Annotated in this window: 29 protein-coding genes; 18 read left to right on the forward strand and 11 right to left on the reverse strand. The window is 61.1% G+C overall.

Translation table 11 applies throughout. The annotated features are described in order from the left end of the window. Positions 1-32: 32 nt before the first annotated feature. Entirely contained in the window at positions 33-425 is a 393-nt protein-coding gene (gene pilG / locus HNR38_RS00225; protein WP_183698572.1) for a twitching motility response regulator PilG, read from the reverse strand. Positions 426-734: 309 nt separating this feature from the next. Here pilG and gshB point away from each other — a divergent pair, with 309 nt between their 5' ends. The 7 genes from gshB to HNR38_RS00260 are packed head-to-tail and all read left to right on the forward strand — an operon-like array spanning position 735 to position 6,431. Further along, complete coding sequence (gene gshB, locus HNR38_RS00230; RefSeq protein ID WP_183698574.1) at positions 735-1,688, forward strand: glutathione synthase; 954 nt, start codon at positions 735-737, stop codon at positions 1,686-1,688. A 27-nt stretch (positions 1,689-1,715) separates the two neighbouring features. Further along, positions 1,716-2,582 (forward strand): energy transducer TonB, encoded by an 867-nt coding sequence (locus HNR38_RS00235; RefSeq protein WP_183698576.1) that lies wholly within the window; start codon positions 1,716-1,718, stop codon positions 2,580-2,582. Further along, complete coding sequence (locus HNR38_RS00240; protein ID WP_183698578.1) at positions 2,579-3,145, forward strand: YqgE/AlgH family protein; 567 nt, start codon at positions 2,579-2,581, stop codon at positions 3,143-3,145. Before HNR38_RS00235 ends, HNR38_RS00240 begins: the two co-directional genes overlap by 4 nt. Then, positions 3,138-3,581, forward strand: coding sequence for a Holliday junction resolvase RuvX (ruvX, locus tag HNR38_RS00245; protein WP_183698580.1), 444 nt, complete (start codon positions 3,138-3,140; stop codon positions 3,579-3,581). The genes HNR38_RS00240 and ruvX overlap by 8 nt, the downstream gene beginning before the upstream one ends. A gap of 10 nt (positions 3,582-3,591) precedes the next feature. Beyond that, positions 3,592-4,101, forward strand: coding sequence for a bifunctional pyr operon transcriptional regulator/uracil phosphoribosyltransferase PyrR (gene pyrR, locus HNR38_RS00250; protein WP_183698582.1), 510 nt, complete (start codon positions 3,592-3,594; stop codon positions 4,099-4,101). A gap of 27 nt (positions 4,102-4,128) precedes the next feature. Then, a complete protein-coding gene (locus HNR38_RS00255; protein WP_183698584.1) occupies positions 4,129-5,148 on the forward strand; it encodes an aspartate carbamoyltransferase catalytic subunit in 1,020 nt (339 codons plus the stop codon). Further along, positions 5,145-6,431: a dihydroorotase gene (locus HNR38_RS00260; protein ID WP_183698587.1), complete on the forward strand. Its 1,287-nt coding sequence runs from the start codon at positions 5,145-5,147 to the stop codon at positions 6,429-6,431. Before HNR38_RS00255 ends, HNR38_RS00260 begins: the two co-directional genes overlap by 4 nt. Before the next feature lie 59 nt (positions 6,432-6,490). Here the strand turns inward: HNR38_RS00260 and HNR38_RS00265 are convergent, their stop codons facing one another. The 8 genes from HNR38_RS00265 to rsmD all read right to left on the reverse strand — a co-directional run bounded on the left by HNR38_RS00265 (position 6,491) and on the right by rsmD (position 12,613). Next, positions 6,491-6,763 carry an HU family DNA-binding protein gene (locus HNR38_RS00265; RefSeq protein ID WP_183698589.1) on the reverse strand — a complete coding sequence of 91 codons (273 nt, stop codon included), beginning with the start codon at positions 6,761-6,763 and terminating at the stop codon, positions 6,491-6,493. Positions 6,764-6,936: 173 nt separating this feature from the next. Beyond that, positions 6,937-8,472, reverse strand: coding sequence for a phosphoenolpyruvate carboxykinase (locus HNR38_RS00270; protein WP_183698591.1), 1,536 nt, complete (start codon positions 8,470-8,472; stop codon positions 6,937-6,939). 171 nt (positions 8,473-8,643) lie between these two features. Continuing rightward, a complete protein-coding gene (hslO, locus tag HNR38_RS00275; RefSeq protein WP_183698593.1) occupies positions 8,644-9,498 on the reverse strand; it encodes an Hsp33 family molecular chaperone HslO in 855 nt (284 codons plus the stop codon). A 13-nt stretch (positions 9,499-9,511) separates the two neighbouring features. Continuing rightward, a complete protein-coding gene (gene hslR / locus HNR38_RS00280; RefSeq protein WP_183698595.1) occupies positions 9,512-9,919 on the reverse strand; it encodes a ribosome-associated heat shock protein Hsp15 in 408 nt (135 codons plus the stop codon). Positions 9,920-9,960: 41 nt separating this feature from the next. Then, a complete protein-coding gene (gene yrfG, locus HNR38_RS00285; RefSeq protein ID WP_183698597.1) occupies positions 9,961-10,650 on the reverse strand; it encodes a GMP/IMP nucleotidase in 690 nt (229 codons plus the stop codon). An 86-nt stretch (positions 10,651-10,736) separates the two neighbouring features. Then, positions 10,737-11,069: a hypothetical protein gene (locus HNR38_RS00290; RefSeq protein ID WP_183698599.1), complete on the reverse strand. Its 333-nt coding sequence runs from the start codon at positions 11,067-11,069 to the stop codon at positions 10,737-10,739. 86 nt (positions 11,070-11,155) lie between these two features. Then, positions 11,156-11,968 carry a bifunctional DNA-formamidopyrimidine glycosylase/DNA-(apurinic or apyrimidinic site) lyase gene (gene mutM / locus HNR38_RS00295; protein ID WP_183698601.1) on the reverse strand — a complete coding sequence of 271 codons (813 nt, stop codon included), beginning with the start codon at positions 11,966-11,968 and terminating at the stop codon, positions 11,156-11,158. 6 nt (positions 11,969-11,974) lie between these two features. After that, positions 11,975-12,613, reverse strand: coding sequence for a 16S rRNA (guanine(966)-N(2))-methyltransferase RsmD (rsmD, locus tag HNR38_RS00300; RefSeq protein WP_183698603.1), 639 nt, complete (start codon positions 12,611-12,613; stop codon positions 11,975-11,977). 154 nt (positions 12,614-12,767) lie between these two features. Here rsmD and ftsY point away from each other — a divergent pair, with 154 nt between their 5' ends. The 8 genes from ftsY to HNR38_RS00340 all read left to right on the forward strand — a co-directional run bounded on the left by ftsY (position 12,768) and on the right by HNR38_RS00340 (position 20,902). Next, entirely contained in the window at positions 12,768-13,988 is a 1,221-nt protein-coding gene (gene ftsY / locus HNR38_RS00305; RefSeq protein WP_183698605.1) for a signal recognition particle-docking protein FtsY, read from the forward strand. A 9-nt stretch (positions 13,989-13,997) separates the two neighbouring features. Beyond that, complete coding sequence (ftsE, locus tag HNR38_RS00310; RefSeq protein ID WP_183698607.1) at positions 13,998-14,684, forward strand: cell division ATP-binding protein FtsE; 687 nt, start codon at positions 13,998-14,000, stop codon at positions 14,682-14,684. Beyond that, positions 14,674-15,678 carry a permease-like cell division protein FtsX gene (gene ftsX / locus HNR38_RS00315; protein ID WP_183698609.1) on the forward strand — a complete coding sequence of 335 codons (1,005 nt, stop codon included), beginning with the start codon at positions 14,674-14,676 and terminating at the stop codon, positions 15,676-15,678. The genes ftsE and ftsX overlap by 11 nt, the downstream gene beginning before the upstream one ends. Positions 15,679-15,870: 192 nt before the next feature. After that, entirely contained in the window at positions 15,871-16,731 is an 861-nt protein-coding gene (gene rpoH, locus HNR38_RS00320) for an RNA polymerase sigma factor RpoH (RefSeq protein ID WP_183698611.1), read from the forward strand. A gap of 237 nt (positions 16,732-16,968) precedes the next feature. Next, the gene (locus tag HNR38_RS00325) at positions 16,969-17,880 is read left to right on the forward strand and encodes an NAD(P)-dependent oxidoreductase (protein ID WP_183698613.1); all 912 of its coding nucleotides are present in this window, start codon (positions 16,969-16,971) and stop codon (positions 17,878-17,880) included. Positions 17,881-17,883: 3 nt separating this feature from the next. Continuing rightward, entirely contained in the window at positions 17,884-18,663 is a 780-nt protein-coding gene (gene hyi, locus HNR38_RS00330) for a hydroxypyruvate isomerase (protein ID WP_183698615.1), read from the forward strand. Positions 18,664-18,765: 102 nt separating this feature from the next. Next, complete coding sequence (locus HNR38_RS00335) at positions 18,766-19,446, forward strand: winged helix-turn-helix domain-containing protein (RefSeq protein WP_183698617.1); 681 nt, start codon at positions 18,766-18,768, stop codon at positions 19,444-19,446. After that, positions 19,433-20,902: an ATP-binding protein gene (locus HNR38_RS00340; protein ID WP_183698619.1), complete on the forward strand. Its 1,470-nt coding sequence runs from the start codon at positions 19,433-19,435 to the stop codon at positions 20,900-20,902. The genes HNR38_RS00335 and HNR38_RS00340 overlap by 14 nt, the downstream gene beginning before the upstream one ends. Here the strand turns inward: HNR38_RS00340 and HNR38_RS00345 are convergent. Next, complete coding sequence (locus HNR38_RS00345; protein WP_183698621.1) at positions 20,896-21,174, reverse strand: hypothetical protein; 279 nt, start codon at positions 21,172-21,174, stop codon at positions 20,896-20,898. The two genes, HNR38_RS00340 and HNR38_RS00345, sit on opposite strands and share 7 nt — an antisense overlap. A gap of 253 nt (positions 21,175-21,427) precedes the next feature. Here HNR38_RS00345 and greB point away from each other — a divergent pair, with 253 nt between their 5' ends. Next, positions 21,428-21,943, forward strand: coding sequence for a transcription elongation factor GreB (greB, locus tag HNR38_RS00350; RefSeq protein WP_183698623.1), 516 nt, complete (start codon positions 21,428-21,430; stop codon positions 21,941-21,943). Positions 21,944-21,947: 4 nt separating this feature from the next. Here the strand turns inward: greB and HNR38_RS00355 are convergent, their stop codons facing one another. Next, positions 21,948-22,259 (reverse strand): site-specific integrase, encoded by a 312-nt coding sequence (locus tag HNR38_RS00355; protein WP_183698625.1) that lies wholly within the window; start codon positions 22,257-22,259, stop codon positions 21,948-21,950. 210 nt (positions 22,260-22,469) lie between these two features. Here HNR38_RS00355 and HNR38_RS00360 point away from each other — a divergent pair, with 210 nt between their 5' ends. Then, the gene (locus HNR38_RS00360) at positions 22,470-22,727 is read left to right on the forward strand and encodes an HP1242/YdcH family protein (RefSeq protein WP_183698627.1); all 258 of its coding nucleotides are present in this window, start codon (positions 22,470-22,472) and stop codon (positions 22,725-22,727) included. Positions 22,728-22,824: 97 nt separating this feature from the next. Then, positions 22,825-23,706 (forward strand): DNA ligase, encoded by an 882-nt coding sequence (locus HNR38_RS00365; RefSeq protein WP_183698629.1) that lies wholly within the window; start codon positions 22,825-22,827, stop codon positions 23,704-23,706. Positions 23,707-23,724 lie beyond the last annotated feature (18 nt).

Consider the following 23,724-nt stretch of genomic DNA (forward strand, 5'->3'; position numbering starts at 1 on the left):
GTTTTCCTCGATGGTTCTTGGTGTCGGCAGGTTTACTGTTCAGCCTGTGGCATGTACTGGCGGATGGTATTGAGCAACTCATCCTTGCTGAACGGCTTGGTCAGATACTGATCGGAGCCTACTATCCGACCCTTGGCCTTGTCGAACAGGCCGTCCTTGCTTGACAGCATGATCACCGGCGTCCGTTTGAAGGAGGCGTTGTTCTTGATCAGCGCGCAGGTCTGGTAGCCGTCCAGCCGGGGCATCATGATGTCGACAAAAATGATGTCCGGCTGGGTATCGGCGATCTTGGCCAGAGCGTCAAAGCCGTCGGTGGCAGTGATGACCTCACAGCCCACCTTTTTCAGAAGGGTTTCTGCGGTGCGACGGATTGTTTTGCTGTCGTCGATCACCATAATCTTCAGGTTTTCGAAGTTGTCATCCATTGTCCAACTGCCTTTGCGCTCCAGCGACTGTGATTAGTTGCAATCCGGGTTTTAACACAATACTCCGGGTTGTTCTATAAGCCGTGGCTACTTAATGGATCTCAAGCACAAAACTGTACCTGATGCCATTGTATCCGTGCCCCCGACTTGGGAAATTGATCTGGGACTTCTCCGGATGCATTTGATGCTCCGGTACAATACTATCTGGTATTCCAGCATAGCAGCTAATGACCGGTCCGCTCTGCGCACCGGTTCGTGTTTTCGTTTCCGCCGTCCTGGCATCATCGACCGACAGATTCAGGAGTTTCTATGACCGTCCGCCTCGGTATTGTGATGGATCCCATCGCTGACATTCACTTCAAGAAAGACACCTCACTGGCCATGCTGTGGGCGGCCCAGAACCGTGGCTGGGAGATTGAATACATGGAACTCCCGGACATGTACCTGGATGGCGGCCAGGCCCGGGCTCACACCCGCAGCCTGACTGTCCATATGGACCCGGAGGACTGGTACCGGTTCGGTCCTTCCCAGGACCGGGCCCTGGGCGACCTGGACGTCATCCTGATGCGCAAGGATCCGCCGGTTGACCGGGAATTCCTGATGGCCACCTTTATTCTTGAGGCGGCCGAACGCCAGGGCGCGCTGGTGGTGAACCCGTCCGATACGCTCCGGGACTGCAACGAGAAACTGTTTGCCACCCAGTTCGAGGACCTGACCCCGCCGCTGCTGGTGTCCCGTTCCTCCCAGCGCTTCCGGGAATTCTATGCCAAACACGGCGATGTCATCATGAAGCCGGTTGACGGCATGGGCGGGCACTCCATTTTCCGGGTGAAGGAAAACGACGCCAACCTGGGGGTCATCATCGAAACCCTGACCAACTACGGTACGCACCAGGCCATGGCCCAGAAATACATCCCGGAGATTCTCGACGGGGACAAGCGTATTTTGCTGATTGAGGGCGAACCTGTGCCCTATGCCCTTGCACGAATTCCCTCCCAGGGAGAGAATCGCGGCAATCTGGCGGCCGGTGGTCGTGGCGAGGGCCGCGAACTGACCGACCGCGACCGGGAGATCTGTGCGCGTGTGGCGCCGGTGATCAAGGAAAAGGGACTGATGTTCGTCGGGCTTGATGTGATTGGTGACTACCTGACGGAAATCAACGTGACCAGTCCTACCTGTGTCAGGGAGCTGGACGCCGCGTTCGGAATTGATATCTCCGGCATGCTGATGGATGCCATCGAGCGGCGGCTTGGCCAGGCCTGAGGGGTAGGCAGGTACCAGGAATAATCCATGGCTGTTCAGGTAAGCGACTTCGACCGATTCTCCTTCACGCTGTTCATGGCGCTGGCCCTGCATGCCATCGTCGGGCTGGGAATCACTTTTTCCCCGGAGGATCCACAGCCGGCGGCGCAGACCATGGAAATCACCCTTTCCCGGTTCGAGGACAAGCAGGCCCCGGAGGATGCGGATTTCCTGGCCCAGAGCAATCAGCAGGGCAGTGGTGACCAGTCCGAGGCCAGGGAAATCACCTCGCCCCAGCCTTCGGAGCTGAACCAGCCGGAAGTGGCCCAGGTTCAGCCCCAGCCCCAAACCACCACCGAGCCCGAGCCCCGGCAGGAAAGGACGGTGGTAAAGACCGAGAGCCGCTCCAGCCGGCAGGTTGAGCAGCCTCAGGAGCAGGTCGAGCCGGATCCGGAACCGCTGCCCCGCGCCGAGAAGAAAAGCCTGATGGAGCGCAGCCTGGAAATCGCCTCCCTGGAGGCACGCCTGGCCGAGCAGCAACAGGCCTATGCCCGGCGCCCGCGGGTGAAGCGGGTAACGGCGGTGTCGACCCTGAAATCCAGCAATGCCTGGTATGTCCAGAACTGGGTCGACAAGGTGACCCGGGTGGGCAACCGCAATTACCCGCAGGCCGCAAGGCAGGGAGGTATTCACGGCAACCTCCGGTTGCTGGTTTCCCTGCGCAAAGATGGCACAATCAAGGAACTGGCGATCCTGCAGTCATCCGGCAGTACCGTGCTGGATGACGCGGCCATCCAGATTGTGCGCATGGCGGCGCCGTTTGCGCCTTTCCCGGACAACATGCGCGAAAACATCGACGTACTGGAGATCATACGGACCTGGTCATTCCAGAAACGGGGGCTGACATCCGGATGACAGACAACAAGACTGAACCCTCAAGCCTGAGGCATCATTTCCTGGTGGCTTCGCCCTGGCTGGCGGATCCGCAGTTTCACGGCGGCGTGATCTACATCTGCGAGCACTCCGCCGAGGGAGCCCTGGGCCTGATGATCAACCACCCCATGAGCATCCACCTGGGTGAGATACTCGAACAGCTGGACATGCACGGGGGCGAGATGGACCTGCCGGTGTATTCCGGCGGCCCGGTCCAGCCCGAGCGCGGATTTGTTCTGCATTCCCCGGAACAGTACTGGCAGAACACGGCCCCCGTGGCAGAGGATGTGTTGTTGACGACCTCCCGGGATGTGCTGGAGGGGATTGGCCGGGACGAAGGCCCCGAGTCGTTCCTGGTGGCGCTGGGGTATTCCGGCTGGAGTGAGGGGCAGCTGGAGGAAGAACTGGCGGGTAATGCCTGGCTGACCTGTCCGGCCAGCACCGATATCCTGTTCCGCACGCCGGCCTCCAAACGCTACGATGCGGTGCTCCGACTGATGGGCATTGACCTGAACCAGCTCAGTGATTCGGTGGGCCATGCCTGAAAAGAATGGCAACCGGCGACTACTGGCCTTTGATTTCGGCACCCGTCGAATCGGGGTCGCGTCCGGTCAGGAAATGCTGGGTACCGGCCAGCCGGTGGCGATGATTCCCGCCCGTGACGGCATTCCGGACTGGGACCACGTAGGTCGGCTGCTGGCGGAGTGGCAGCCGGACCTGGTACTGGTGGGTCTGCCGCTGAATATGGACGATACCGAGAACGATATGTGTGCCCGCGCACGCAAGTTCGGCAAGCGGCTGCACGGCCGCTACCATGTTCCGGTGGACATGGTTGACGAGCGCCTGACCAGCTTTGAAGCCAAGGGTGAGGTCATGGCCAGTGGCGGCAGCCGTGACTTTGGTCGCCACGGGGTGGACGACCGGGCGGCGGTATTGATTCTGGAAACCTGGTGCCGGGAGCAGGCTCCCCAACCTGACTGATGAGGCTGAGATGACCGCATTGCTTGAGATCGACCAGTTACTGGGTGAACTGGAAAACGGCTTGCGCCAACTACTCGAAGACCGGGGAGTGGCTCATCCGGCATTGATTGGTATCCGGACCGGTGGCGTCTGGCTGGCGGATATCCTCGGCAAACGCCTGGGCATTGATGAGCCTTTCGGCGAGCTGGATATCTCGTTCTACCGGGATGATTTCAGCCGCATTGGCCTGAACCCGAAAGTCAAACCTTCGAGCCTGCCTTTCGACACCGAGGGCAGGGACATCATCCTGATCGACGACGTGATCATGAGCGGGCGCACCATCCGTGCCGCCATGAATGAGATCTTCGATTACGGTCGACCGGCCAGTATCATACTGGCGACCCTGATCGACCTGGGGGCCCGGGAACTGCCCATTCAGCCGGATGTAACCGGCAGGACCCTGGCGCTCAGCAGTGACCAGAGAGTCAAGCTGCGGGGCCCCGAGCCACTGCATATCGAACTCCAGTCATCCGGACAGTAATCCTCTCCAACCGATAACAGGCAGACCATGACCGCGAATGACCCTTCCCCGAATCACCTGCAGCTGACCCGGGATGGTCAGTTGCGGCACTTCCTGACCCTGGACGGTCTTGACCGCGAACTGCTGACCGACATTCTCGACACCGCCGATTCCTTCATCGAGGTGGGGGAACGCCGGATCAAGAAGGTCCCGCTGTTGCGGGGGCGTACCGTGGTTAACCTGTTCTTCGAGTCCAGTACCCGCACCCGGAGCACCTTCGAGCTGGCTGCCAAGCGCCTGTCGGCGGATGTGCTGAACCTCGATATCTCCACGTCATCCACCTCCAAGGGGGAATCGCTCTCCGATACCCTGCTGAACCTTGAGGCCATGGCCAGTGACATGTTCGTGGTGCGTCACTCCCAGAGCGGGGCCCAGCACTTTATTGCCGAGAGTGTCACGCCGGGTGTCGCCATCATCAATGCCGGCGATGGCCGCCACGCCCACCCCACCCAGGCCATGCTGGACATGCTGACTATCCGGCAGCACAAGGGCGGTTTTGAGGGGCTGAAGGTGGCCATTGTCGGCGACATCCTGCATTCCCGGGTTGCCCGTTCCCAGATCCGCGCCCTCAACGAGCTGGGCGCCGCTGAAGTCCGGGCGATTGCCCCGGCCACCCTGTTGCCGACGGATGTGGAGTCTCTGGGCTGCACTGTTGAATACGACATGGCGCGGGGCATGAAAGATCTGGACGTGGTGATGATGCTGCGACTGCAGAAAGAGCGCATGGAGGGGGCGCTGCTGCCCAGCGAACGGGAATTCTACCGTCTCTATGGCCTGAACCAGGAAAAGCTGGCGCTGGCCAAACCGGACTGCATTGTCATGCATCCGGGGCCGATCAACCGGGGCGTTGAGATTGAGTCGGCGGTGGCGGATGGACCGCAATCGGTGATTCTCAATCAGGTGACCAACGGCATTGCCATACGGATGGCGGTCATGTCCATGGCCATGAGCGGCCAGACGGCCGAGCGCCAGCAGAAACTCTCGGACACCGGGGAGGCCGCCCAATGAACGCGACAGAACAGACTCTGAGGATTACCGGTGGCCGCCTGTTTGATGGCCAGGGCGAACTTCGTGACAATCCCGGCCTGCTGATCCGGGGTGGCCTGGTGGCCGGCGTCGGCGATGCGGCCGCCCGGGCCGACAGCGAGTACGACGCCACCGGTTGTGTGGTCGCCCCCGGCTTTGTCGATCTGTGCTGCAATCTGCGTGAGCCGGGTAACGGTCAGAAGGGCAACATTGCCTCCGAAACCCGAGCCGCCGCCCACGGTGGTTTCACCACCGTCTGCGCCTCACCGGAAACGTCACCGGTGAATGATTCCAGTGCGGTCACCCACCTGATCCGTGAAGCGGCCAGCAGCCGCGGCGCGGTCAGGGTATTGCCCATTGGTGCCATCACCCGCGGGCTGCAGGGCGAACTGCTCAGTGATATGGCCGGACTGAAGGCGGCGGGCTGTGTGGCGGTCGGCAATGGCTCCCGGGGCGTGATCAATGCCCGTACCCTGCGCCGGTGCATGGCCTATGCCCAGACCTTCGGCCTGACGGTGATGTTCAGTCCTGAGAACCAGGCCCTGGCGGCGGACGGCTATGCCCATGACGGCCAGGTGGCGACCCGCCTGGGTCTGCTCGGTATTCCGGAAGTGGCTGAGACGGCAGCCGTTATGGAAATGCTGCTGCTGGCCGAGGAAACCGGCGTCAGGCTGCATCTGAGCCAGCTGTCCTGTGCCCGTAGTGTCGAGATGCTGGCCCAGGCCCGGCAGCGGGGAATCGCGGTGACGGCCGATGTGGCCATGCACCAGTTGGTGTTCACCGATCAGGCCCTGGCCGGTTTTGACTCCCGTTTCCACGTACGTCCGCCTCTGCGCTCGGAAACGGACCGGCGAGCCCTGGTAGCCGGGGTCCGGGAGGGCGTCATCGACGCCATCGTGAGCCAGCATCAGCCCCATGATTCCGCCGCCAAACAGGCGCCTCTGGCGGCCAGTGAGCCGGGCCTGTCGAGCATCGAAAGTGTGCTCTCACTGGGGCTGGAGCTGGTCCAGCGAGGGGAGCTGGATCTTTCACGGCTTCTGGAAGCACTGAGTTCGGGGCCGGCTTCGGTGGTGGAGCGCCGGGCGGCTATTGCCGAGGGCATGCCTGCGGATCTGTGTGTGTTTGAATGCGAGGGACAATGGCTGCCATCCGCCCAGACCCTGCTTTCTGAAGGTCGCCATGGGCCGGTGCTCGACCGTTCCCTGCCGGGCCGGATGAAGCTGACTCTGGTTGCGGGTGGCGTGGCCTGGTCGGATGCCGGATAACCAGCCGCACGGACTTGTGCAGTAAGGAAAAAGCCCGCCGATGGCGGGCTTTTTTGTTGCTAGCGGATGGCGTCCTTGAGGGCCTTGCCGGCCTTGAAGCCGACCGTCTTGCTGGCGGGAATCTGAATGGTCTGGCCGGTCTGCGGGTTGCGGCCATTGCGGGCTTCACGTTCACGTATATTGAAGGTGCCGAAGCCGATCAGGGTAACGTCTTCGCCTCTGGCAGCGGCGGCGGAGATCTGGTCGGTAAAGGCGTTGATAACTTCGCTGGCTTTTTCCCGCGTCAGATCCGTCCGGTCGGCAATCGCGGCGGCAAGTTCAGGTTTGCGCATCTGCTTCTCCTGTTATCGTTTTCGTTCTGTTTTTGTCTTTGTCTGCTTTGCCGTCTGCCCGGCTTTCGGGCCGACGGTAGGAGCAATCTATAGTGTCTCACACCGGATTGTGCAAATAAAAAAAGCGCCGTGCTGTGACGCAGGGCGCTTTTTATCCGGCGTTACCGAAGGCGTTATTTCAGCTTCGGTCCGGCCTCGACGATGGCGTCTGCCACGTCAAACTTCTTGAAGTTCTCGACGAACTGGGTGATCAGTTCCTGGGCCTTGCCGTCGTAGTAGTCCTCGCTGACCCAGGTCTGACGCGGATTCAGCAGGTTGCTGTCAACACCCGGCACGTGTTTCGGGACATCCAGATTCAGGGTGTCCAGGTGCTCGGTTTCGGCATCGTCCAGGTCACCGTTCTGGATGGCGGCGATGATGGCACGAGTGGTCGGGATGTTGAACCGTGTGCCCTCACCGAAGGGCCCGCCGGTCCAGCCGGTGTTGACCAGGAAAACCTTGCTGCCGAACTCGTCAATCCGCTTCATCAGCAGCTCGGCGTAGACGCCGGCCGGACGCGGGAAAAAGGGCGCGCCAAAGCAGGTGGAGAAGGTCGACTTGAGCTTGGAGGAGGAGCCCATTTCAGTGGAACCCACCAGCGCAGTGTAGCCGCTCAGGAAGTGATAGGCGGCGGCTTCCCGGCTGAGGATCGATACCGGCGGCAGTACGCCGGTCATATCGCAGGTCAGGAAGATGATGTGGGACGGCTCGCCAGCGCGGTTCTCAATGACCCGTTTCTCCACATGCTCCAGCGGGTAGGCGCAGCGGGAGTTTTCGGTCATGGCGGTGTCGGTGTAGTCCGGCTCCCGGGTCTCCTCGTCGATAGCCACGTTCTCAACGATGGCGCCGAAGCGGATGGCGTCCCAGATGATCGGCTCGTTTTTCTGGCTCAGGTCGATGCACTTGGCGTAGCAGCCGCCTTCGATGTTGAAGACCGTACCCGGGCCCCAGCCGTGCTCGTCGTCACCGATCAGGAACCGGTGCGGGTCTGCCGACAGGGTGGTCTTGCCAGTGCCGGACAGACCAAAGAACAGGCAGGTTTCACCGGTTTCGCTGACGTTGGCGGAGCAGTGCATGGGCAGCACGTCTTTTTCCGGCAGCAGGAAGTTCTGCACAGAGAACATGGCCTTTTTCATCTCGCCGGCGTAGTGCATGCCTGCCAGCAGAACCTTGCGGCGGGCAAAGTTGATGATCACACAGCCATTGGAGTTGGTGCCGTCCCGTTCCGGAACACATTCGAAATTGGCGGCGTTCAGGATCTGCCATTCCTGCTTGTCGGACGGGTTGAAGCTGTCCGGGCGGATGAACAGGTTGCGGCCGAACAGATTCTGCCAGGCCGTTTCGGTGGTCATTTTCACCGGCAGGTAATGCTCGGGATCGGAGCCAACGTGAACGTGGGAAACGAACCGGTCATTCTCGGTAATGTAAGCCTCAACGCGGTCCCAGAGGGCGTCGAACTTGTCGGCATCGAACGGACGGTTGATCGGGCCCCAGTGGATGTCGTCTACCGTGCTCGGCTCCTCGACGATGAAACGGTCCATCGGAGACCGACCGGTGCGCTCGCCGGTGGTGACCACCAGGGAACCGTTGGCAGCCAGCTGGCCTTCGTTACGTGCCAGTGCCAGCTCGACCAGTCGTGCTGTACTCAGATCTGTATAAGTGTTGCTCACTTCGACCTCGCCCTTGGGATAGCTTCGTGGTTGTCCGGGCCGTCCCCCCAACTGACGGAATTCTGAACAACCGGATCAATTCAGGCGCGCTATTATGCCAGAGACGCCTGCAAAAAACGACAACCCGCCAAGCCTTGCGGCAGACGGGCTGGGGGCAAAACGCATCGCTTCCTAGTGTAGCGTATGTCCGGTGAAAAGATGATCAATATCATTTCTATCGAAGCGATAGTTCGCATGACAGAACTGACAGTCCATCTCAATCACGCCCTGTTCCTCCAGGATGCTGTAGCACTCCTCGCGGCCCACGGATTCCAGCGCAGCCAGGGTGCGCTCCCGTGAGCAGCTGCATTTGAAGGCAACCGGTTCAGGCTCGAACAGCCGCACGGTTTCCTCGTGGAACAGCCGGTGCAGCAGGTCCTCGCTACCCAGTTCCAGAAGTTCCTCGGCCTTGACGGTGGCGGCCAGATGGTTGACCCGGTTCCACAGGTCCTGGTCTTCCTCGGTATTGCCCGGCATGCGCTGCAGCATCAGGCCGGCGGCGGTATCGCCCCCGGTAAACAGGAACAGGCTGGTGGCAATCTGCTCCGACCGTTCGAAGTATTCTTCCAGGCAGCCAGCCAGGGTGTCGGCTTCCCTGGGTACTACGCCCTGATAGCGCTGGCCCTGTTCCGGAGTAATGGTGATGGCCATGCGGCCGGCGCCGAGCAGTTCATTCAGGGTTTCACCGGTCATCGCCTGCTCGTTGAAGCGTGCCAGGCCGCGGATGTAACGGTCGTGGGTGCATTCGGTCATGAGCGTGCTCAGGGAGCCTTCACCGGCGGCCTGCAGGGACAGTGTGCCCTGGAATTTCAGGGAGCTGCTCATCAGCACGCTGGCGGCGAGGGATTCGCCCAGCAGACCGCTGACGGCCTCCGGGTAGGGGGCCTGGCCGGTGATTTCGCGGAAGCTCTCACCCAGTTGTACCCAGGCGCCCCGGATCTGGCTGTTTTCAAAGATGAAGCGCTGGAACTGGTCTCGGGATGCCATGGTGTCTCCTGATTCAAAGGCCATTCTGTTCGCGGAAGCGCCGGATATCCCGGCGGTCTTTCTTGTTGGGCCGGCGCGCCGGTGGTAATTGCGCCGCCTGCATGGTTTTGCGTTGCCAGGCCTGGTCTTCCCGGCGTTTCACGCTGTCTTCGGTTTCGTGGTAGAGCGTCTGGGCTTCCGGCGCGCCACGGCGCCGGTCGCTGAGTCCATCGATGATGACGATTTTCTCCTGCCAGCCCAGGCGCAGGGTCAGCCTGGCGCCGGTTTCGACAACCTTGCCGGGTTTGCTGCGCTGGCCGTTGTAATGCACCTTGCCACCTTCGATGGCTTCCTTGGCCAGTGAGCGGGTCTTGTAGAAGCGCGCGGCCCAGAGCCATTTGTCGAGCCGGACTTTCGGAGTGTCAGTGTCGGTTGCCGTCATGTCTCCTCACCTGAAGGAATGCGGTTGCGAGTATACCCGCGTCACACCCTCGATGGCAGGGGTTGGAGCCGGTTCAGATCCGGCAGGATTTCATCAAAATGGTGGATGCCGGGGAACTCCGGGTGCTGTTCCCGGGCGGGATGCCTGCTGTCCGGGGAAAGAATTGCCAGGCACTGGCGGATGCCGGCATTGCGGGCACTTTCCAACACCGGGAAGCTGTCGTCCACCATCAGGGTGCGCTCGTGATGGTAGGGGGTGCCCCTGGCCAGGTCCTGCCAGAACCCCGGTTCCTCTTTGGCTTTGCCCAGGTCATGACTGGAAATGATGCCGTCCACGTGCGCGTCCAGCCCGGTCCGTTCCAGCTTCAGAGCCAGCGGGTCCGGGTGGCAGTTGGTAACGATGACCGAACGCAGGCCTTTGCGGCGCAGGGTCTGAAGAAAATCGGTGGCGTGGGGGCGGTAACCGATGCGATCACCCACTTCCGCTTTCAGGCTGGGAATGTCCAGCGACAGGCGCTCGCTCCAGTAGTCGGTGCAGTACCAGTTCAGTGTGCCGCGCTCGGACAGGATCATGTTAACCAGGGAGTCCCGGGTCTGTTCCGGGTCCAGCTGGTAGTGCTCGGCATAGCGACGGGGCAGGTGCTCGAGCCAGAAGTGGGTATCGAAGTGCAGGTCCAGCAGTGTTCCGTCCATGTCGAGGAACACTGTGTCCAGTGATGACCAGTCCACCATAACCAAAAACAGCCTGAAGAATTTCTTTCAGGCTGCCTCAGATTCCCGGGTCTGGCAAGCCGGGATACTACGGACCGACGGGGTGGTCAGTCTTCCTGTTGCTCGACCGGTGGCTTTTTGTAGCCGGTGCGGGTGCAGCCGAGGCAGCGAACAAACGTGGCCTTGGCGGGCTCGGCAACCAGTACCCGGCCTGCTTCGGTGGCGTTGCCGCCCAGTGCTGCAAACGGAACCGACACCACGTAAACAGCGCTGCCAACAATGGTGGTGGCCAGCAGCAGCGGACGAAGCAGCAGCGCGTCGGTGGTCATGGCCAGGGCCGAGGGGCTTTCATCCACAGCCTGTGCGTGACCGACGGACGAAAAGGCCAGCAGGCAGGCGGCAACGGTGGCAATCAGCGTACGGGAAATCTTGCGGGTCATGATCAATCTCCTTGTCCTTTGCTAACTATGAATCATATTGTCTCAATTTCAAACGGTTTTCCTCCGAAAACGTGAACGGAGGCCCGCTAACGCTGACAGCGGGTGCAGTAGACCGTGCTCCGGTTGTTCATGCGGATTTCCTTCAGGGCCCGGCCACACTCCCAGCATGCCTCCCCTCCGCGCCCGTAAACCAGCAGTGACTGGGCAAAATAGCCGGGCTTGCCATCGCTGTTGACGAAGTCCCGAAGGGTCGTGCCGCCCATGAGGATGGCGGCGGCCAGGGTTTCCCGGATGGCCTGGGCCAGCAGGTGGTAGCGGTCCAGGCTGATGCGGCCGGCTTTCCGGCGCGGGTGGATACCGGCCTTGAACAGGGCTTCGTTGGCGTAGATGTTACCAACACCCACCACCACGTGGTTGTCCATGATGAAGGACTTCACTGGGGTCTGCTTGTTGCGGGACTGGCGGTGGAGCCAGGGGCCGTTAAAGACCTCCGACAGGGGTTCGGGGCCCAGGTCCCGTAGCAGGGGGTGCTGATCCGGCCGCTCGGCCCAGAGCCAGCACCCGAAACGGCGGGGGTCGTTGAATCGCAGCAGGCGACCATTGGCCAGTTGCAGTTCCACATGGTCGTGCTTCATGGCGGGACTCTGGTCGGTGATCACCCGCAGGCTGCCGGACATGCCCAGGTGCACGATCACAGTGCCGGTATCCAGTTGTAGCAGCAGGTATTTCGCGCGCCGCTCCACGGAACGGACGACTTGCCCCTGCAGGCGTTCGGGCAGGTCGTCGGGCACGGGCCAGCGTAACCGGCCATCCCGTACCGTCACTTCGGTAATGGTCTGGCCTTCACAATGCGGGGCAACACCCTGGCGGGTCGTTTCGACTTCGGGTAATTCCGGCATGGTGTCTCAGTCCGTCAGGCTGGTGGGCGAATCGTCGGTCACAGGCAGGCGGAACAGCTTGTAGCAGACCTGGCCAGCCGTTTTTTCCCGGTGCAACTGCCAGCCAGCGGGCACTGGCAGGGTGTTCAGTTCGCTCTCGTGTTCCACGTAAAGCCAGCCGCCGGGTTTCAGCCAGCCGTTGGCTTCGATCAGTGGCAACAGTTGCTCCAGCCAGCTCTGGCGGAATGGCGGGTCCATGAACAGGATGTCGAAGGGTGCTTCAGGGCGGGTGCGCAGATAATCGGAGACGTCCCGACAGACCATCTGGCCGGTGGTGCAGCCCAGAACGCGGAGGTTGTCTTTCAGAGCGTTGGCCAGTGCCGGGGTGTGATCCACCAGGGTGGCCGATGCCGCTCCACGGGACAGCGCCTCCAGGCCGAGCGCGCCGGAGCCCGAGAACAGGTCCAGGCAGTGGCTGCCGGGCAGGTGCATCGCCAGCCAGTTGAACAGGGTTTCGCGGGTGCGGACCGGCGTGGGGCGCACGCCGCCGGCATCGGGGAAGCGCAGTTTGCGGCTGCGCCAGTCGCCGCCGATGATGCGCAGTTCGCCGCCTGCGCCGGTGCTGCTCCGGCCTGCCCCCCGGCGGGCAGGTTTTCGTCTGGCCATGACGTTGCTCCGAAAAGCTGGGACTGAAAAGGAGGGGCAATACTACCGCAAAGGCCCGCCGGGGATAATAGCCCGGTCCTCGCTTAGCTTCGCCAGTCTGCTAGAATGGCGCACTTGTTTCGCCCCGCCCATTCCCGAGGAAGATGGTAAGAATATGACGGCAGAGTGGATTACTATCGGCCTTCTGGCTGTTCTCGTCCTGTGGTTCGTGGCCGATGTCATCGGCAATCGCAAGCGGATCCCGCGTCCCGCGCCGGTTCCGCAGAAGAAACCGGAGGTGGCCGAAGGGCCGGCCCCCGTTGCCGAACAGGAGCCCCCGGCGCAACCGGAGGCCCGTGACGACAGCCAGTCTGAACAGGTGCCGGCGGCTGAGATGCCCGAGCATGAAGCGCCAGCGACAGCACCTGAGTCTGAGCCGGCTCCCGAGCCGGAGCCCGAACCGGCGTCCGAAGCACCGGCCAGCGTGTTCCAGCGTATCCGCAGCGGTCTGGGCAAGACCCGTGCGACCCTGACCGGTGGCCTGGCCGATATGTTCTCGGTCAACAAGAAGATCGATGAAGATCTGCTTGAAGAGATCGAGACCACCCTGCTGATGGCAGACGTGGGGGTGACGGCCACATCCGAGATTATTGAATCCCTGACCGACAAGCTGGAACGCAACCAGCTCAAGGACGGTGAGGCCCTGCGCAAGGCTCTGCGAGAGCAGCTGCATGGCCTGCTCAAAGACGTCACCCAGCCGCTGTCGGTGGACACCGCCAAGGCGCCCTACGTGATTCTCATGGTCGGGGTGAACGGCGTCGGCAAGACCACCACCATTGGCAAGCTGGCCCGCAAGTTCCAGGCCGAGGGCAAGTCGGTCATGCTGGCCGCCGGGGATACCTTCCGGGCGGCCGCTGTCGAGCAGTTGCAGGTCTGGGGTGAGCGTAACGATGTGCCGGTGGTGGCACAGCACACGGGCGCAGACAGTGCCTCGGTCATTTTCGACGCGATCCAGTCGGCCCAGTCCCGGGGCACCGATATTGTGATTGCCGATACCGCCGGCCGCCTGCAGAACAAGGACAACCTGATGAATGAGTTGTCCAAGGTGGTGCGGGTGATGAAGAAACTCGACGAGTCCGCGCCTCATGAGGTCATGCTGGTGCTGGATGCGGGTACCGGCCAGAACGCGTTGAGCCAGGCCCAGGTGTTCCAGCAGGCTGTTGGTGTGTCGGGCATTACATTGACGAAACTGGACGGCACCGCCAAAGGCGGTATCGTATTCGCCATCGCCCGCCAGTTGCAGCTGCCCATCCGCTTTATCGGCGTCGGGGAACAGGCTGAAGACCTGCGCAGCTTCGATGCGGAAACCTTCGTGGACGCACTGTTTGACGAGTAGACCCAGTCGATGATCGAGTTCCGGCAGGTTACCAAACGCTATGACAGCGACCATACCGCCCTGCGTCAGGTGAATTTCCACCTGAACCGGGGCGAACTGGCGTTCCTGACCGGCCACTCCGGGGCCGGTAAAAGTACCCTGCTCAAACTTATCATGGTGATGGAGCGCCCCACCGCCGGGGAAGTCCTGGTCGGTGGCCAGCGTCTGAACAGCATGCCCCGGCGCCAGATTCCCTATATCCGTCGCCACATCGGGGTGGTGTTCCAGAATCACCAGTTGCTGTTCGATCGCACCGTGTTTGATAACGTCGCCATGCCTCTGCACGTCACCGGGGCTTCCCCGGATGCCATTGGCCGGCGGGTGCGGGCGGCGCTCGATAAAGTGGGGCTGCTCAGCAAGGAAAAAATGAACCCGATGCAGTTGTCGGGCGGTGAGCAGCAGCGGGTCGGGATTGCCCGTGCGGTGGTCAACAAGCCGCCGGTGCTGCTGGCCGATGAGCCCACCGGTAACCTGGACCCGGAACTGTCCGCGGACATCATGCAATTGTTCACCCAGTTCAGCCAGGTCGGAGTGACGGTGCTGATCGCATCCCACGATATCGGCCTGATCAATGACATGGGTCGGCGTACGCTCACCCTGGATCACGGTGAACTGGTGGCCGGTGGCACACCCTGGGGAGAGCAGCATGGCCTCTGAGCCCCGTCGCAAGCCGGACAACCCCCGGGGGGCCAACCAGTCCCGCCAGGCGCCGACCACCCAGGCCCGCAGCTATCTGGATCATCACCGGCAGGTGGCGCGGGATGCTGCCCGCCGTCTGACCTCTTCGCCGGTGGCCACCCTGATGACCTGGGCGGTTATGGGCATAGCCCTGGCATTGCCGGTGGGGTTGCTGTTACTGCTCGCCAGTCTGAAAGGTGTCAGCGCAGGATGGGAGAACAGCGCCCGCATTACCGCCTATGTGGCGATGGATACGCCGGTGGCCGAGGCCCGGGCCATGGCCAGCGAGATCGGCCAGGATGGCCGTATCCAGTCAGTGCAGGTGATTGACCGCGACCAGGCCCTGAGCGAATTCCGGGAATCGTCCGGGCTGGGCAACGTGCTGGATTTCCTGGAAGGTAACCCTTTGCCGCATACCCTGCTGGTCACGCCGGAGGAATCCGCCCGGACCGCTGATGGCGTGGAAGCACTGGTTACCTTCATTCGCGGAATGGACGGCATCGAGCGGGTCCAGGTGGACCTGGGCTGGTTGCAGCGGCTCAATACGCTGGCCGATATCCTGGCCCGGGCTGCCTGGGCCCTGTCGTTATTGCTGGCAGCGGCGGTGGTGCTGGTGATCGGTAATACCGTGCGACTGGCTATCGAGAACCGCCGGGATGAAATACTGGTGGCCAAACTGGTGGGTGGAACCGATGCATTTGTGCGTCGTCCTTTCCTTTATACCGGCGCCTGGTTCGGCCTGGGTGGGGGGATTGTGGCCTGGCTGCTGGTCCAGGGTTCGTTCTGGTGGCTCAACGGCCCCATTGAAAAACTGGCGGCGCTGTATCAAAGTGACTTTTCACTGCAGGGGCCCGGGTTTTCCGGTGCACTGGCCCTGATCGGGTTTGCCATGGTGCTGGGCTGGCTGGGTGCCTGGGTTGCGGTGAAGCGCCATATGGACGATATTGATCCGGGAGATATCGCGGGCGGGTGATCCGGATATCGGGAAAACCGTATGGTAGAAAACCCTTTCCGTGCCGTAGCTTGGAAAGTGAAGAAGTAAAGCAGGATTTCTCAGATTGCTGATTTAAAAGCGGTTTACTGAGGAGTCGGGAACTCTTTTGCATCTTGGCGGTCTATATTTCAGTTGCTATATTTAGCGGTCGTCAGGTTTGGAGGTTGATGCATGGGTACGAGTTTACAACTGGTTGACAGACTGGTTCCGGGTGCCAATCTCGACGCCTACATTCAGGCGGCGAGCCGTATTCCGGTGCTCTCTGTGGAAGAAGAGCGCGATCTGGCGGAACGGCTCCACTATCATGGCGACGTGGAAGCCGCCCGCCAACTGGTGCTCTCACACCTGCGGTTTGTGGTACACATCGCCCGCAGTTATTCCGGTTATGGTCTGGCCCAGGCCGACCTGATCCAGGAAGGCAACGTGGGACTGATGAAGGCCGTCAAGCGCTTCAATCCGGAGTACGGTGTCCGACTGGTGTCTTTCGCTGTGCACTGGATCAAGGCCGAGATTCACGAATTCATTCTGCGCAACTGGCGCATCGTGAAGGTGGCAACCACCAAGGCCCAGCGCAAGCTGTTCTTCAATCTGCGTAGCCAGAAGAAAAAGCTGGCGTGGCTGAACCACGATGAGCTGGAGGCCGTAGCCAAGGACCTCGGGGTTGAGCCCCAGGTGGTCCGGGATATGGAAGGCCGCCTTGCCTCCCAGGACACCGCGTTCGACGGTCCGATGGACGATGATGATGACAGTGCCTATCAGGCGCCGGTGCATTATCTGGAAGATCGCCGCAGCAATCCGGCCGAACAGCTGGAAAACGCGGACTGGACCGAGGATGCCAATGGCCGCCTGATGCAGGCGCTGTCGGCTCTGGATGAGCGCAGTCAGGATATTCTCCGGGCCCGCTGGTTGTCCGAGAGCAAGTCAACGCTGCACGAGCTTGCGGACAAGTACGGCGTATCTGCTGAGCGTATCCGGCAGCTCGAGAAAAACGCGATGAAGAAAATCCGGGCACAGATGACCGAGGCCGCCTGACCCGGAATTGGTCGCAAACCGGAAACGCCACCATCGGAAACGTTGGTGGCGTTTTTGTTTGTATAATCGGAACCTGCTAAAACGGTTGGACGGAATGGGGAGGGGCTGTCCAAAACACGCTCCTGGCGGCACATCCATGTGACGCTTGGGCTCCGCCATCCCTGGCTCCGCACAGTTTTGGACAGCCCCTCCCCATTCCGTCAGACAGGCTTCCATATTCCGACAAAGGCCCGAGCTATGACCACACCCCGCCCTCACATCGCCTTCCTGGGCATTGGCCTGATGGGTGCGCCCATGACCCGCAACCTGCTGGATGCCGGCTTTGCGATGACACTCTGGAACCGCACGGCCAGCAAATGCGAGCCTTTTGCCTCCGAGGCGACCATAGCGAACTCTCCATCCGAGGCGGTGGCGAATGCCGACCTGGTGATCTGCATGTTGGAGAACAGCGATGTGGTCGAACAGGTGCTGGTGTCCCAGGGGGTGATTGACGCGCTCCGGCCCGGCGCATTGCTGATTGATATGAGTTCGGTGCAGCCCTCGGTGGCCCGGCATCACGCCGCCCTGGCCGGTGAGCGCGACTGTGGCTACGTGGATGCGCCTGTCTCCGGCGGCACGGTGGGCGCCGAGCAGGCAAGGCTGAGCATCATGGCCGGCGGCTCCGAGGCCGATGTCGCCAGGGCCGAACCGGTGTTCCAGGCGCTCGGGACCTGCACCCGCATTGGCCCGGTCGGAGCCGGCCAGCTCGCCAAGCTCGCGAACCAGGCCATTGTCGGCATCACCATCGGGGCCGTGTCCGAAGCGCTGTTGCTGGCGGCAAAAGGCGGCGCCGACCCGGCGGCTGTGCGTGAGGCGCTGATGGGCGGCTTTGCCGGCAGCCGGATTCTGGAGCTGCATGGCCAGCGTATGATCGACCGGGACTTCGAGCCGGGTGCGCCGGCCCGCATCCAGTTGAAGGACCTGCGAATGATCCTGGACGAGGCCCGGGCGGAGGGGCTGACCCTGCCCCTGGCGCAGCAGGTACACAACGGTTACCAGTCGCTGGTAGCCAATGGCCACAGCGATGTGGATCATAGTGGCCTGCTGCTGGAACTGGAACACCTGAACGGCGCCCTGATGGGCTCGCTGGGTCGCGGGCCCAGGGAGTAAGCCATGCCGCGTTTCGCCGCCAATCTCACCATGCTGTTTACCGAGGTCCCCTTTCTGGAGCGCTTTGGTCTGGCCCGGGCTGCCGGTTTTTCCGGCGTAGAGTACCTGTTCCCCTACGCCTGGCCGGCTGACACCCTGGCTAAAGAACTGAGCAGGCATGAGCTGACCCAGGTCCTGTTTAATCTGCCACCCGGGGACTGGGATGCCGGAGAGCGGGGCATCGCCTGTCTGCCCGGCCGGGAACAGGAGTTCCATGAGGGGGTACAACAAGCCCTCAAGTACGCGAAGGCGCTCGACTGTCGTCGGATTAACTGTCTGGCAGGCCTGAAGCCGATGGACGTCGACGAGCCGGTGGCCTGGCAGACTCTGGTGGCCAATGTCCGCTATGCGGCCGAATGCCTGCAGGCTGAGGGCATCACCCTGTGTCTGGAAGCGATCAATTCCCGGGTCGACATGCCGGGGTTCATGCTGGATACCTCGGAGCGGGTCATGGCATTGATCCGTGACGTCGATGCCGATAACGTGCGGTTGCAGTATGATCTGTACCATATGCAGATCATGGAAGGGGATCTGATCCGCCGAATCGAGCACCTGTTGCCCTGGATCGGGCACATACAGTTTGCCGATAACCCTGGTCGTCATGAGCCAGGTACCGGTGAGATTAACTTTTCGAATGTTTTTGGGGCGCTGGACCGCCTTGGATACACCGGCTGGTTAAGTGCGGAATACCATCCCCAACAGGGTACAGGGCGGTCTCTGGGCTGGCTCATGGCGGGGCGCTGACCGTCGCCGTCAGCGACACCCTCTTACAGGATCGTAACTGGTCGGTTTTCTGAGATCTCCGTACCCTAGTTCACAATTGATTGAGAATCAGGAGGAGCACCGGTGAAAGCGCTGGTAATCGAAGATGATCAGGATGTGGCGAGCTATCTGCTGAAAGGGCTTCGTGAATCCGATTTTGTTGTCGATCATGCCGCCGATGGCAAAGAGGGCATGATGATGGCCGCCAGCGAAGACTACGACATCATGATCGTGGATCGCATGCTGCCAGGCATGGACGGGCTTTCCATCATCAAGACGGTCAGGGCGACCGGTAACCGGACCCCTGTCATCATCCTCAGCGCCCTGGGCGATGTGGACGACCGTGTTGAAGGTCTGCGTGGCGGTGGCGATGATTATCTGACCAAACCCTTCTCATTCCATGAACTGCTGGCGCGTATCGAGTCTCTGATTCGCCGTAACCAGCACACCGCGGAAACCGAGACTGTACTGCGTGTGGCGGATCTGGAAATGGATCTGCTGGCGCGTACGGTGAAAAGGGCCGGCAAGAATATTGATGTCCAGCCCCGGGAATTCCGCCTGCTGGAATACCTCATGCGCAATGCCGGCCAGGTGGTTACCCGCACCATGCTGCTGGAAAAAGTCTGGGATTATCACTTTGACCCCCAGACCAATGTGATTGATGTACACATCAGCCGGTTGCGTGCCAAGATCGACAAGGAGTTCGATACTCCGCTGCTGCAGACGGTCCGGGGCGCGGGATACATGCTGCGTGAAACTGCTTAGTCAGCTCCGGACCTCGTCCTTCCAACTGGCCCTTCTGTACATGGTGGTGTTTGCCACCTCCGTGTTCATATTGCTGGCCTTTATCTACTGGCGCACCGCCGGGTTCATGACTGCCCAGACCGACGAGACCATCGAGGCGGAAATCGCCGGTCTGGCGGAGCAGTACCGCAGCGGTGGTGTCAACGGGCTGATCACCATCCTGCGCGAGCGGGTTGCCCGTGACCCCAATGCCAAGTCCATTTACCTGCTGACCACGGACGACTCCGTCAAACTGGCGGGTAATCTGGAAACCTGGCCGGGGGAAAGCCACTCCTCGGAGACCGGCTGGATCAACTTCACCCTTGATGAGTCCGTAGGCTGGAATGGCCCGGAGAGGCTGGCGCGGGCCCGTATCTTTGAGGTCCAGGGCGGCTTGCGTCTGCTGGTCGGGCGTGATGTGGATGATCTGACCAACCTGAAAAAGGTCATTGAGGCGGCCATCAACTGGGGCATGGGGATTACGCTTGCCCTGGCCCTGCTGGGCGGTTTCCTGATGAGTCGCAGTACCACCCGGCGCATCGAAGTGATCAACAGCACCTCCCGGCGGATCATGAACGGTCATCTGTCCCTGCGTATTCCGACTCGGGGAACCGACGACGATTTCGATCAGTTGGCGGATAACCTCAACCGTATGCTGGACCGGATCGTGTATCTGATGGAAGGCATCCGGCATGTTTCGGACAACATCGCTCACGATCTGCGGACACCGCTGACCCGCCTGCGTAACCAGCTTGAGAATACCCTGATCACCGTGGATGATGACGAGGCACGGGAGCATGTGGGCCGTGCGGTGGCGGAGGCGGACCAGTTGCTCGCCACCTTTAACGCGCTGCTGCGGATTGCCCGACTGGAAACCCGGGGTAACACGGCCGATATGAAACCGGTGGCGCTGGATGAACTGGTGGCCGATGCCTGTGAACTATACGAAGCCCTGTCGGAAGAAAAAGACCAGGAATTCCGGCAGTCCATGCAACCGGGTGTGGTCATTGACGGCGATCGTGACCTGCTGTTCCAGATGGTCAGCAACCTGATTGACAATGCCATCAAGTACACCCCGGAGCAGGGTGTGATTGAGGTGAACGTGCGCCGGGATAATGCTGACGCGGTCTTTGAGGTCCGGGATTCGGGTATCGGTATCCCGGACGACGAAAAAGACCAGGTGTTCCAGCGGTTCTACCGGGTCGGTAAAAGCCGGTCATTGCCTGGCAATGGTCTGGGGCTGAGCCTGGTCAATGCGGTGGCCGAGATTCATCAGGGCCGGATTGTGCTCACCGACACTTACCCCGGTGACGACATGCCCGGCCTGACCACTACGGTTTACATCCCGGCCCAGCGCAGGAAATCCAAGCGCCAGAAGGCGATTGAGAACAATACCGTTGATGGCGCATCGGAAAACGGGGACAGCCGGGATCAATGAGTCTGCCGGCATTTCCGGATCCTTCGCGCAACCCGGCCCAGACCATCCTGCCTGGTCTCCAACCGCTGTCGGGTACGTTCCAGTTGCAGCCGACGGCGGGCCATTTTTGCCTGCAGGCTGTCCCACTGCCCCTGTAACCAGATCTGCCGGAGCATCAGGTAGGCAGCGATATTGTGCCGGTTCACTTTGCTGGTGATGCCCCAGTCATCCAGTTGATAGCCCAGGGCGTCGATACCGGACAGAGCTTTTTCCTGCCATTTTCGGGTGCTCATTGACTGCTTTCCTCCTTGCCAAAACGTAACGCCGGGGCCACTGCGATGTAATCACGGATATGCAGAATAGAGAGTGTAGATTTGGAGGCAGGGCGTCAACTGCTTGCCTCCTCCTCCAGCACAGCGCTAGCCTTGTACCCCGTGATTCACGGGGTTTTTTTATACCTGAAATTTCTCCGGAGAGCTCCTGATTTATTGCCAATGGTCCGTCCGGCCCGTCTGGCAGCTCTCCGTTCGTCTGGAAGCTGTGACCATGAGTAAACCGACCGGCAGTGGCAATGCCCGTCCCCGGTACATTACACCGGAAGGTGAACGGGCTCTGCGCGACGAGCTCCAGTACCTGTGGAAGGTCAAACGCCCGGAAGTGACCCAGGCGGTCAGGGAAGCGGCGGCGCAGGGGGATCGTTCGGAAAATGCGGAATACATCTATGGCAAGAAACAGCTCCGGGAAATTGATCGGCGGGTCCGTTTCCTGAGCAAGCGCCTGGACGAGCTGACCGTGGTGGATCGCCTGCCGGATGACCAGAGCCGGGTCTACTTCGGGGCCTGGGTCACCGTTGAACATGAAAACGGCGACGAACAGAGCTTCCGGATCGTCGGTGCCGACGAGTTCGACCTGGACCGGGGCTACCTGAGTCTGAACGCACCCATTGCCCGGGCCCTGATCGGCAAACGACTGGACGATGAGGTGTCGGTGAAAACGCCGGAGGGCTGGATCACGCTGGTGATCACTGACATCCGGTACGAACCGCCCGGGGAGGCCGGCTAGGGGTTCAGGCGGCCACGGTGCTATCGGTGACCGGCTTGCCGAGGACGTCCGCGTAAAAGAACATCAGGGCCTGTCGGGCCTGATTCAGGCGCGCCCGTGACAGGCGCAGGCTGTCACGAAGGTAGGCGAGAAACTGCTGCTGCTCCTCATCGGAAAAACCGGAGGGGTCCCTCAGATCGTGGAAAAGCACAAACCGGTCGATCCAGTGCAGGTAGGTCTGTTCCGCCCGCTGGTTCAGTTGCTGCTTTTCAATCGCGGTCCGGAGCTGGTCTGCCAGGCCCGGGCTGGATTGCCTGAGTGCTTCGGGAATGCCCATGGTATGAACTCGTGTTAACCCCTGTTGTTGTTATAGTGCGCGCATGATATGACAATGGTTTTAAGGCCGCAAAAGATGTGGCGGTCGACTGTGTCACAGAAAGACACGGCCGTGGCTGCCCTTGACTCCGGTCAAGTGTTGGCAGGCCCCGGCGCTCTAGAGTGAAGTCAGATGCCTGTTCATTCTCATCAGGCCAGACGGGAGAACGATATGACACTGGAAAAGCACGATCTGTTGCGCGAACTGCCCGAATCCAAAGAGAGCATTCACGAGCTTAAAACCCACGATACCCACTTCGCCCGCCTGTTCGAGGAATACCACGAACTCGATCATGAAATTCACCGCATTGAAAGTGGCGCCGAGCACACCGCCGACGAATATTTGGAAACCCAGAAGAAGAAACGCCTGAGCCTCAAGGATCAGTTGTATGGGATGGTCCGGGATTACGAGGCCACCAAAGCCAGTTAACCGAGTGATGCCCGGTGACGATACAGGCACCGGGCATCACACCTGAAAGCCCGGGCGGGAATGCCCGGGTTCTCGCCGAAGATAAGGGCAAGGGATCATGCCACTGCACACCATCAGGCCATTCCGGGCGTCGTTTCCGGCCCTGGCCCTCGCCGCTGTTCTGTTGATACTAATGCCTCTCGGTCAGTCGCTTGCTGAGCCACCGGCCATTCCCCTGGCGAACGTCTACGACAAGGGCGTTCATCTGGCCGATTACTGGGTCAGCGAAAAGCTTGATGGCGTACGCGCCTATTGGGATGGTCAGCAGTTATGGTCAAGGGGTGGACACGTCTATCATGCGCCGACATGGTTTACCCGTGGCTTCCCGCCACACCCTCTGGATGGCGAGTTGTGGGCTGGCCGGGGCCGGTTCGCTTTCCTCTCGGGCGTGGTCCGAAAGCATGAGCCTGTGGAGGCGGAGTGGCGGCAGGTACATTTTCATGTCTTCGATCTGCCGGTGCCGGGCCTACCGTTTGATGAGCGTTACCAGCGCCTGGAGGCTTTGGTGTCGACTTCCGGGGCCTCCTACCTGCGACTGGTTCGGCAGGCGCCGGTGGGCAGTCACAAAGAGCTGATGGCCCGCATGGAGCGAATCGTTGCCGATGGCGGCGAGGGTCTGATGCTCAAGCGTATCAGGAGTCTCTACCAGTCAGGGCGTTCGGATGATCTGCTCAAGGTAAAACCTTTCCAGGATGCCGAAGGCCGGGTTATCGGGCATGTTCCCGGCGAGGGCCGTTTGCAGGGCATGATGGGGTCCCTGCGGGTGCGCCTGGCAGACGGTCGCGAACTGCGCATTGGTACCGGATTTACGGATGCCCAGCGGCGCCATCCGCCACCGGTCGGGAGTACGATCACGTTTCGCTACCGGGGATATACCACGACCGGGCTACCCCGGTTTGCGAGTTTTCTGCGGATCCGTGACGATGAGCCGAAGGATTAGTGCCCCGGCCAGGTCAGC

It is taken from the genome of Marinobacter oulmenensis (assembly GCF_014201735.1).
In the GTDB taxonomy this organism is placed as follows: Bacteria; Pseudomonadota; Gammaproteobacteria; order Pseudomonadales; family Oleiphilaceae; genus Marinobacter; species Marinobacter oulmenensis.

Excerpts from the sequence above, each read along its gene's own strand:
- pilG (WP_183698572.1), bottom strand. The coding sequence starts at position 425 with ATGGATGACAACTTCGAAAACCTGAAGATTATGGTGATCGACGACAGC.
- gshB (WP_183698574.1), top strand. The coding sequence starts at position 735 with ATGACCGTCCGCCTCGGTATTGTGATGGATCCCATCGCTGACATTCAC.
- HNR38_RS00235 (WP_183698576.1), top strand. The coding sequence starts at position 1,716 with ATGGCTGTTCAGGTAAGCGACTTCGACCGATTCTCCTTCACGCTGTTC.
- HNR38_RS00240 (WP_183698578.1), top strand. The coding sequence starts at position 2,579 with ATGACAGACAACAAGACTGAACCCTCAAGCCTGAGGCATCATTTCCTG.
- ruvX (WP_183698580.1), top strand. The coding sequence starts at position 3,138 with ATGCCTGAAAAGAATGGCAACCGGCGACTACTGGCCTTTGATTTCGGC.
- pyrR (WP_183698582.1), top strand. The coding sequence starts at position 3,592 with ATGACCGCATTGCTTGAGATCGACCAGTTACTGGGTGAACTGGAAAAC.
- HNR38_RS00255 (WP_183698584.1), top strand. The coding sequence starts at position 4,129 with ATGACCGCGAATGACCCTTCCCCGAATCACCTGCAGCTGACCCGGGAT.
- HNR38_RS00260 (WP_183698587.1), top strand. The coding sequence starts at position 5,145 with ATGAACGCGACAGAACAGACTCTGAGGATTACCGGTGGCCGCCTGTTT.
- HNR38_RS00265 (WP_183698589.1), bottom strand. The coding sequence starts at position 6,763 with ATGCGCAAACCTGAACTTGCCGCCGCGATTGCCGACCGGACGGATCTG.
- hslO (WP_183698593.1), bottom strand. The coding sequence starts at position 9,498 with ATGGCATCCCGAGACCAGTTCCAGCGCTTCATCTTTGAAAACAGCCAG.
- hslR (WP_183698595.1), bottom strand. The coding sequence starts at position 9,919 with ATGACGGCAACCGACACTGACACTCCGAAAGTCCGGCTCGACAAATGG.
- yrfG (WP_183698597.1), bottom strand. The coding sequence starts at position 10,650 with ATGGTGGACTGGTCATCACTGGACACAGTGTTCCTCGACATGGACGGA.
- HNR38_RS00290 (WP_183698599.1), bottom strand. The coding sequence starts at position 11,069 with ATGACCCGCAAGATTTCCCGTACGCTGATTGCCACCGTTGCCGCCTGC.
- mutM (WP_183698601.1), bottom strand. The coding sequence starts at position 11,968 with ATGCCGGAATTACCCGAAGTCGAAACGACCCGCCAGGGTGTTGCCCCG.
- rsmD (WP_183698603.1), bottom strand. The coding sequence starts at position 12,613 with ATGGCCAGACGAAAACCTGCCCGCCGGGGGGCAGGCCGGAGCAGCACC.
- ftsY (WP_183698605.1), top strand. The coding sequence starts at position 12,768 with ATGACGGCAGAGTGGATTACTATCGGCCTTCTGGCTGTTCTCGTCCTG.
- ftsE (WP_183698607.1), top strand. The coding sequence starts at position 13,998 with ATGATCGAGTTCCGGCAGGTTACCAAACGCTATGACAGCGACCATACC.
- ftsX (WP_183698609.1), top strand. The coding sequence starts at position 14,674 with ATGGCCTCTGAGCCCCGTCGCAAGCCGGACAACCCCCGGGGGGCCAAC.
- rpoH (WP_183698611.1), top strand. The coding sequence starts at position 15,871 with ATGGGTACGAGTTTACAACTGGTTGACAGACTGGTTCCGGGTGCCAAT.
- HNR38_RS00325 (WP_183698613.1), top strand. The coding sequence starts at position 16,969 with ATGACCACACCCCGCCCTCACATCGCCTTCCTGGGCATTGGCCTGATG.
- hyi (WP_183698615.1), top strand. The coding sequence starts at position 17,884 with ATGCCGCGTTTCGCCGCCAATCTCACCATGCTGTTTACCGAGGTCCCC.
- HNR38_RS00345 (WP_183698621.1), bottom strand. The coding sequence starts at position 21,174 with ATGAGCACCCGAAAATGGCAGGAAAAAGCTCTGTCCGGTATCGACGCC.
- greB (WP_183698623.1), top strand. The coding sequence starts at position 21,428 with ATGAGTAAACCGACCGGCAGTGGCAATGCCCGTCCCCGGTACATTACA.
- HNR38_RS00355 (WP_183698625.1), bottom strand. The coding sequence starts at position 22,259 with ATGGGCATTCCCGAAGCACTCAGGCAATCCAGCCCGGGCCTGGCAGAC.
- HNR38_RS00360 (WP_183698627.1), top strand. The coding sequence starts at position 22,470 with ATGACACTGGAAAAGCACGATCTGTTGCGCGAACTGCCCGAATCCAAA.
- HNR38_RS00365 (WP_183698629.1), top strand. The coding sequence starts at position 22,825 with ATGCCACTGCACACCATCAGGCCATTCCGGGCGTCGTTTCCGGCCCTG.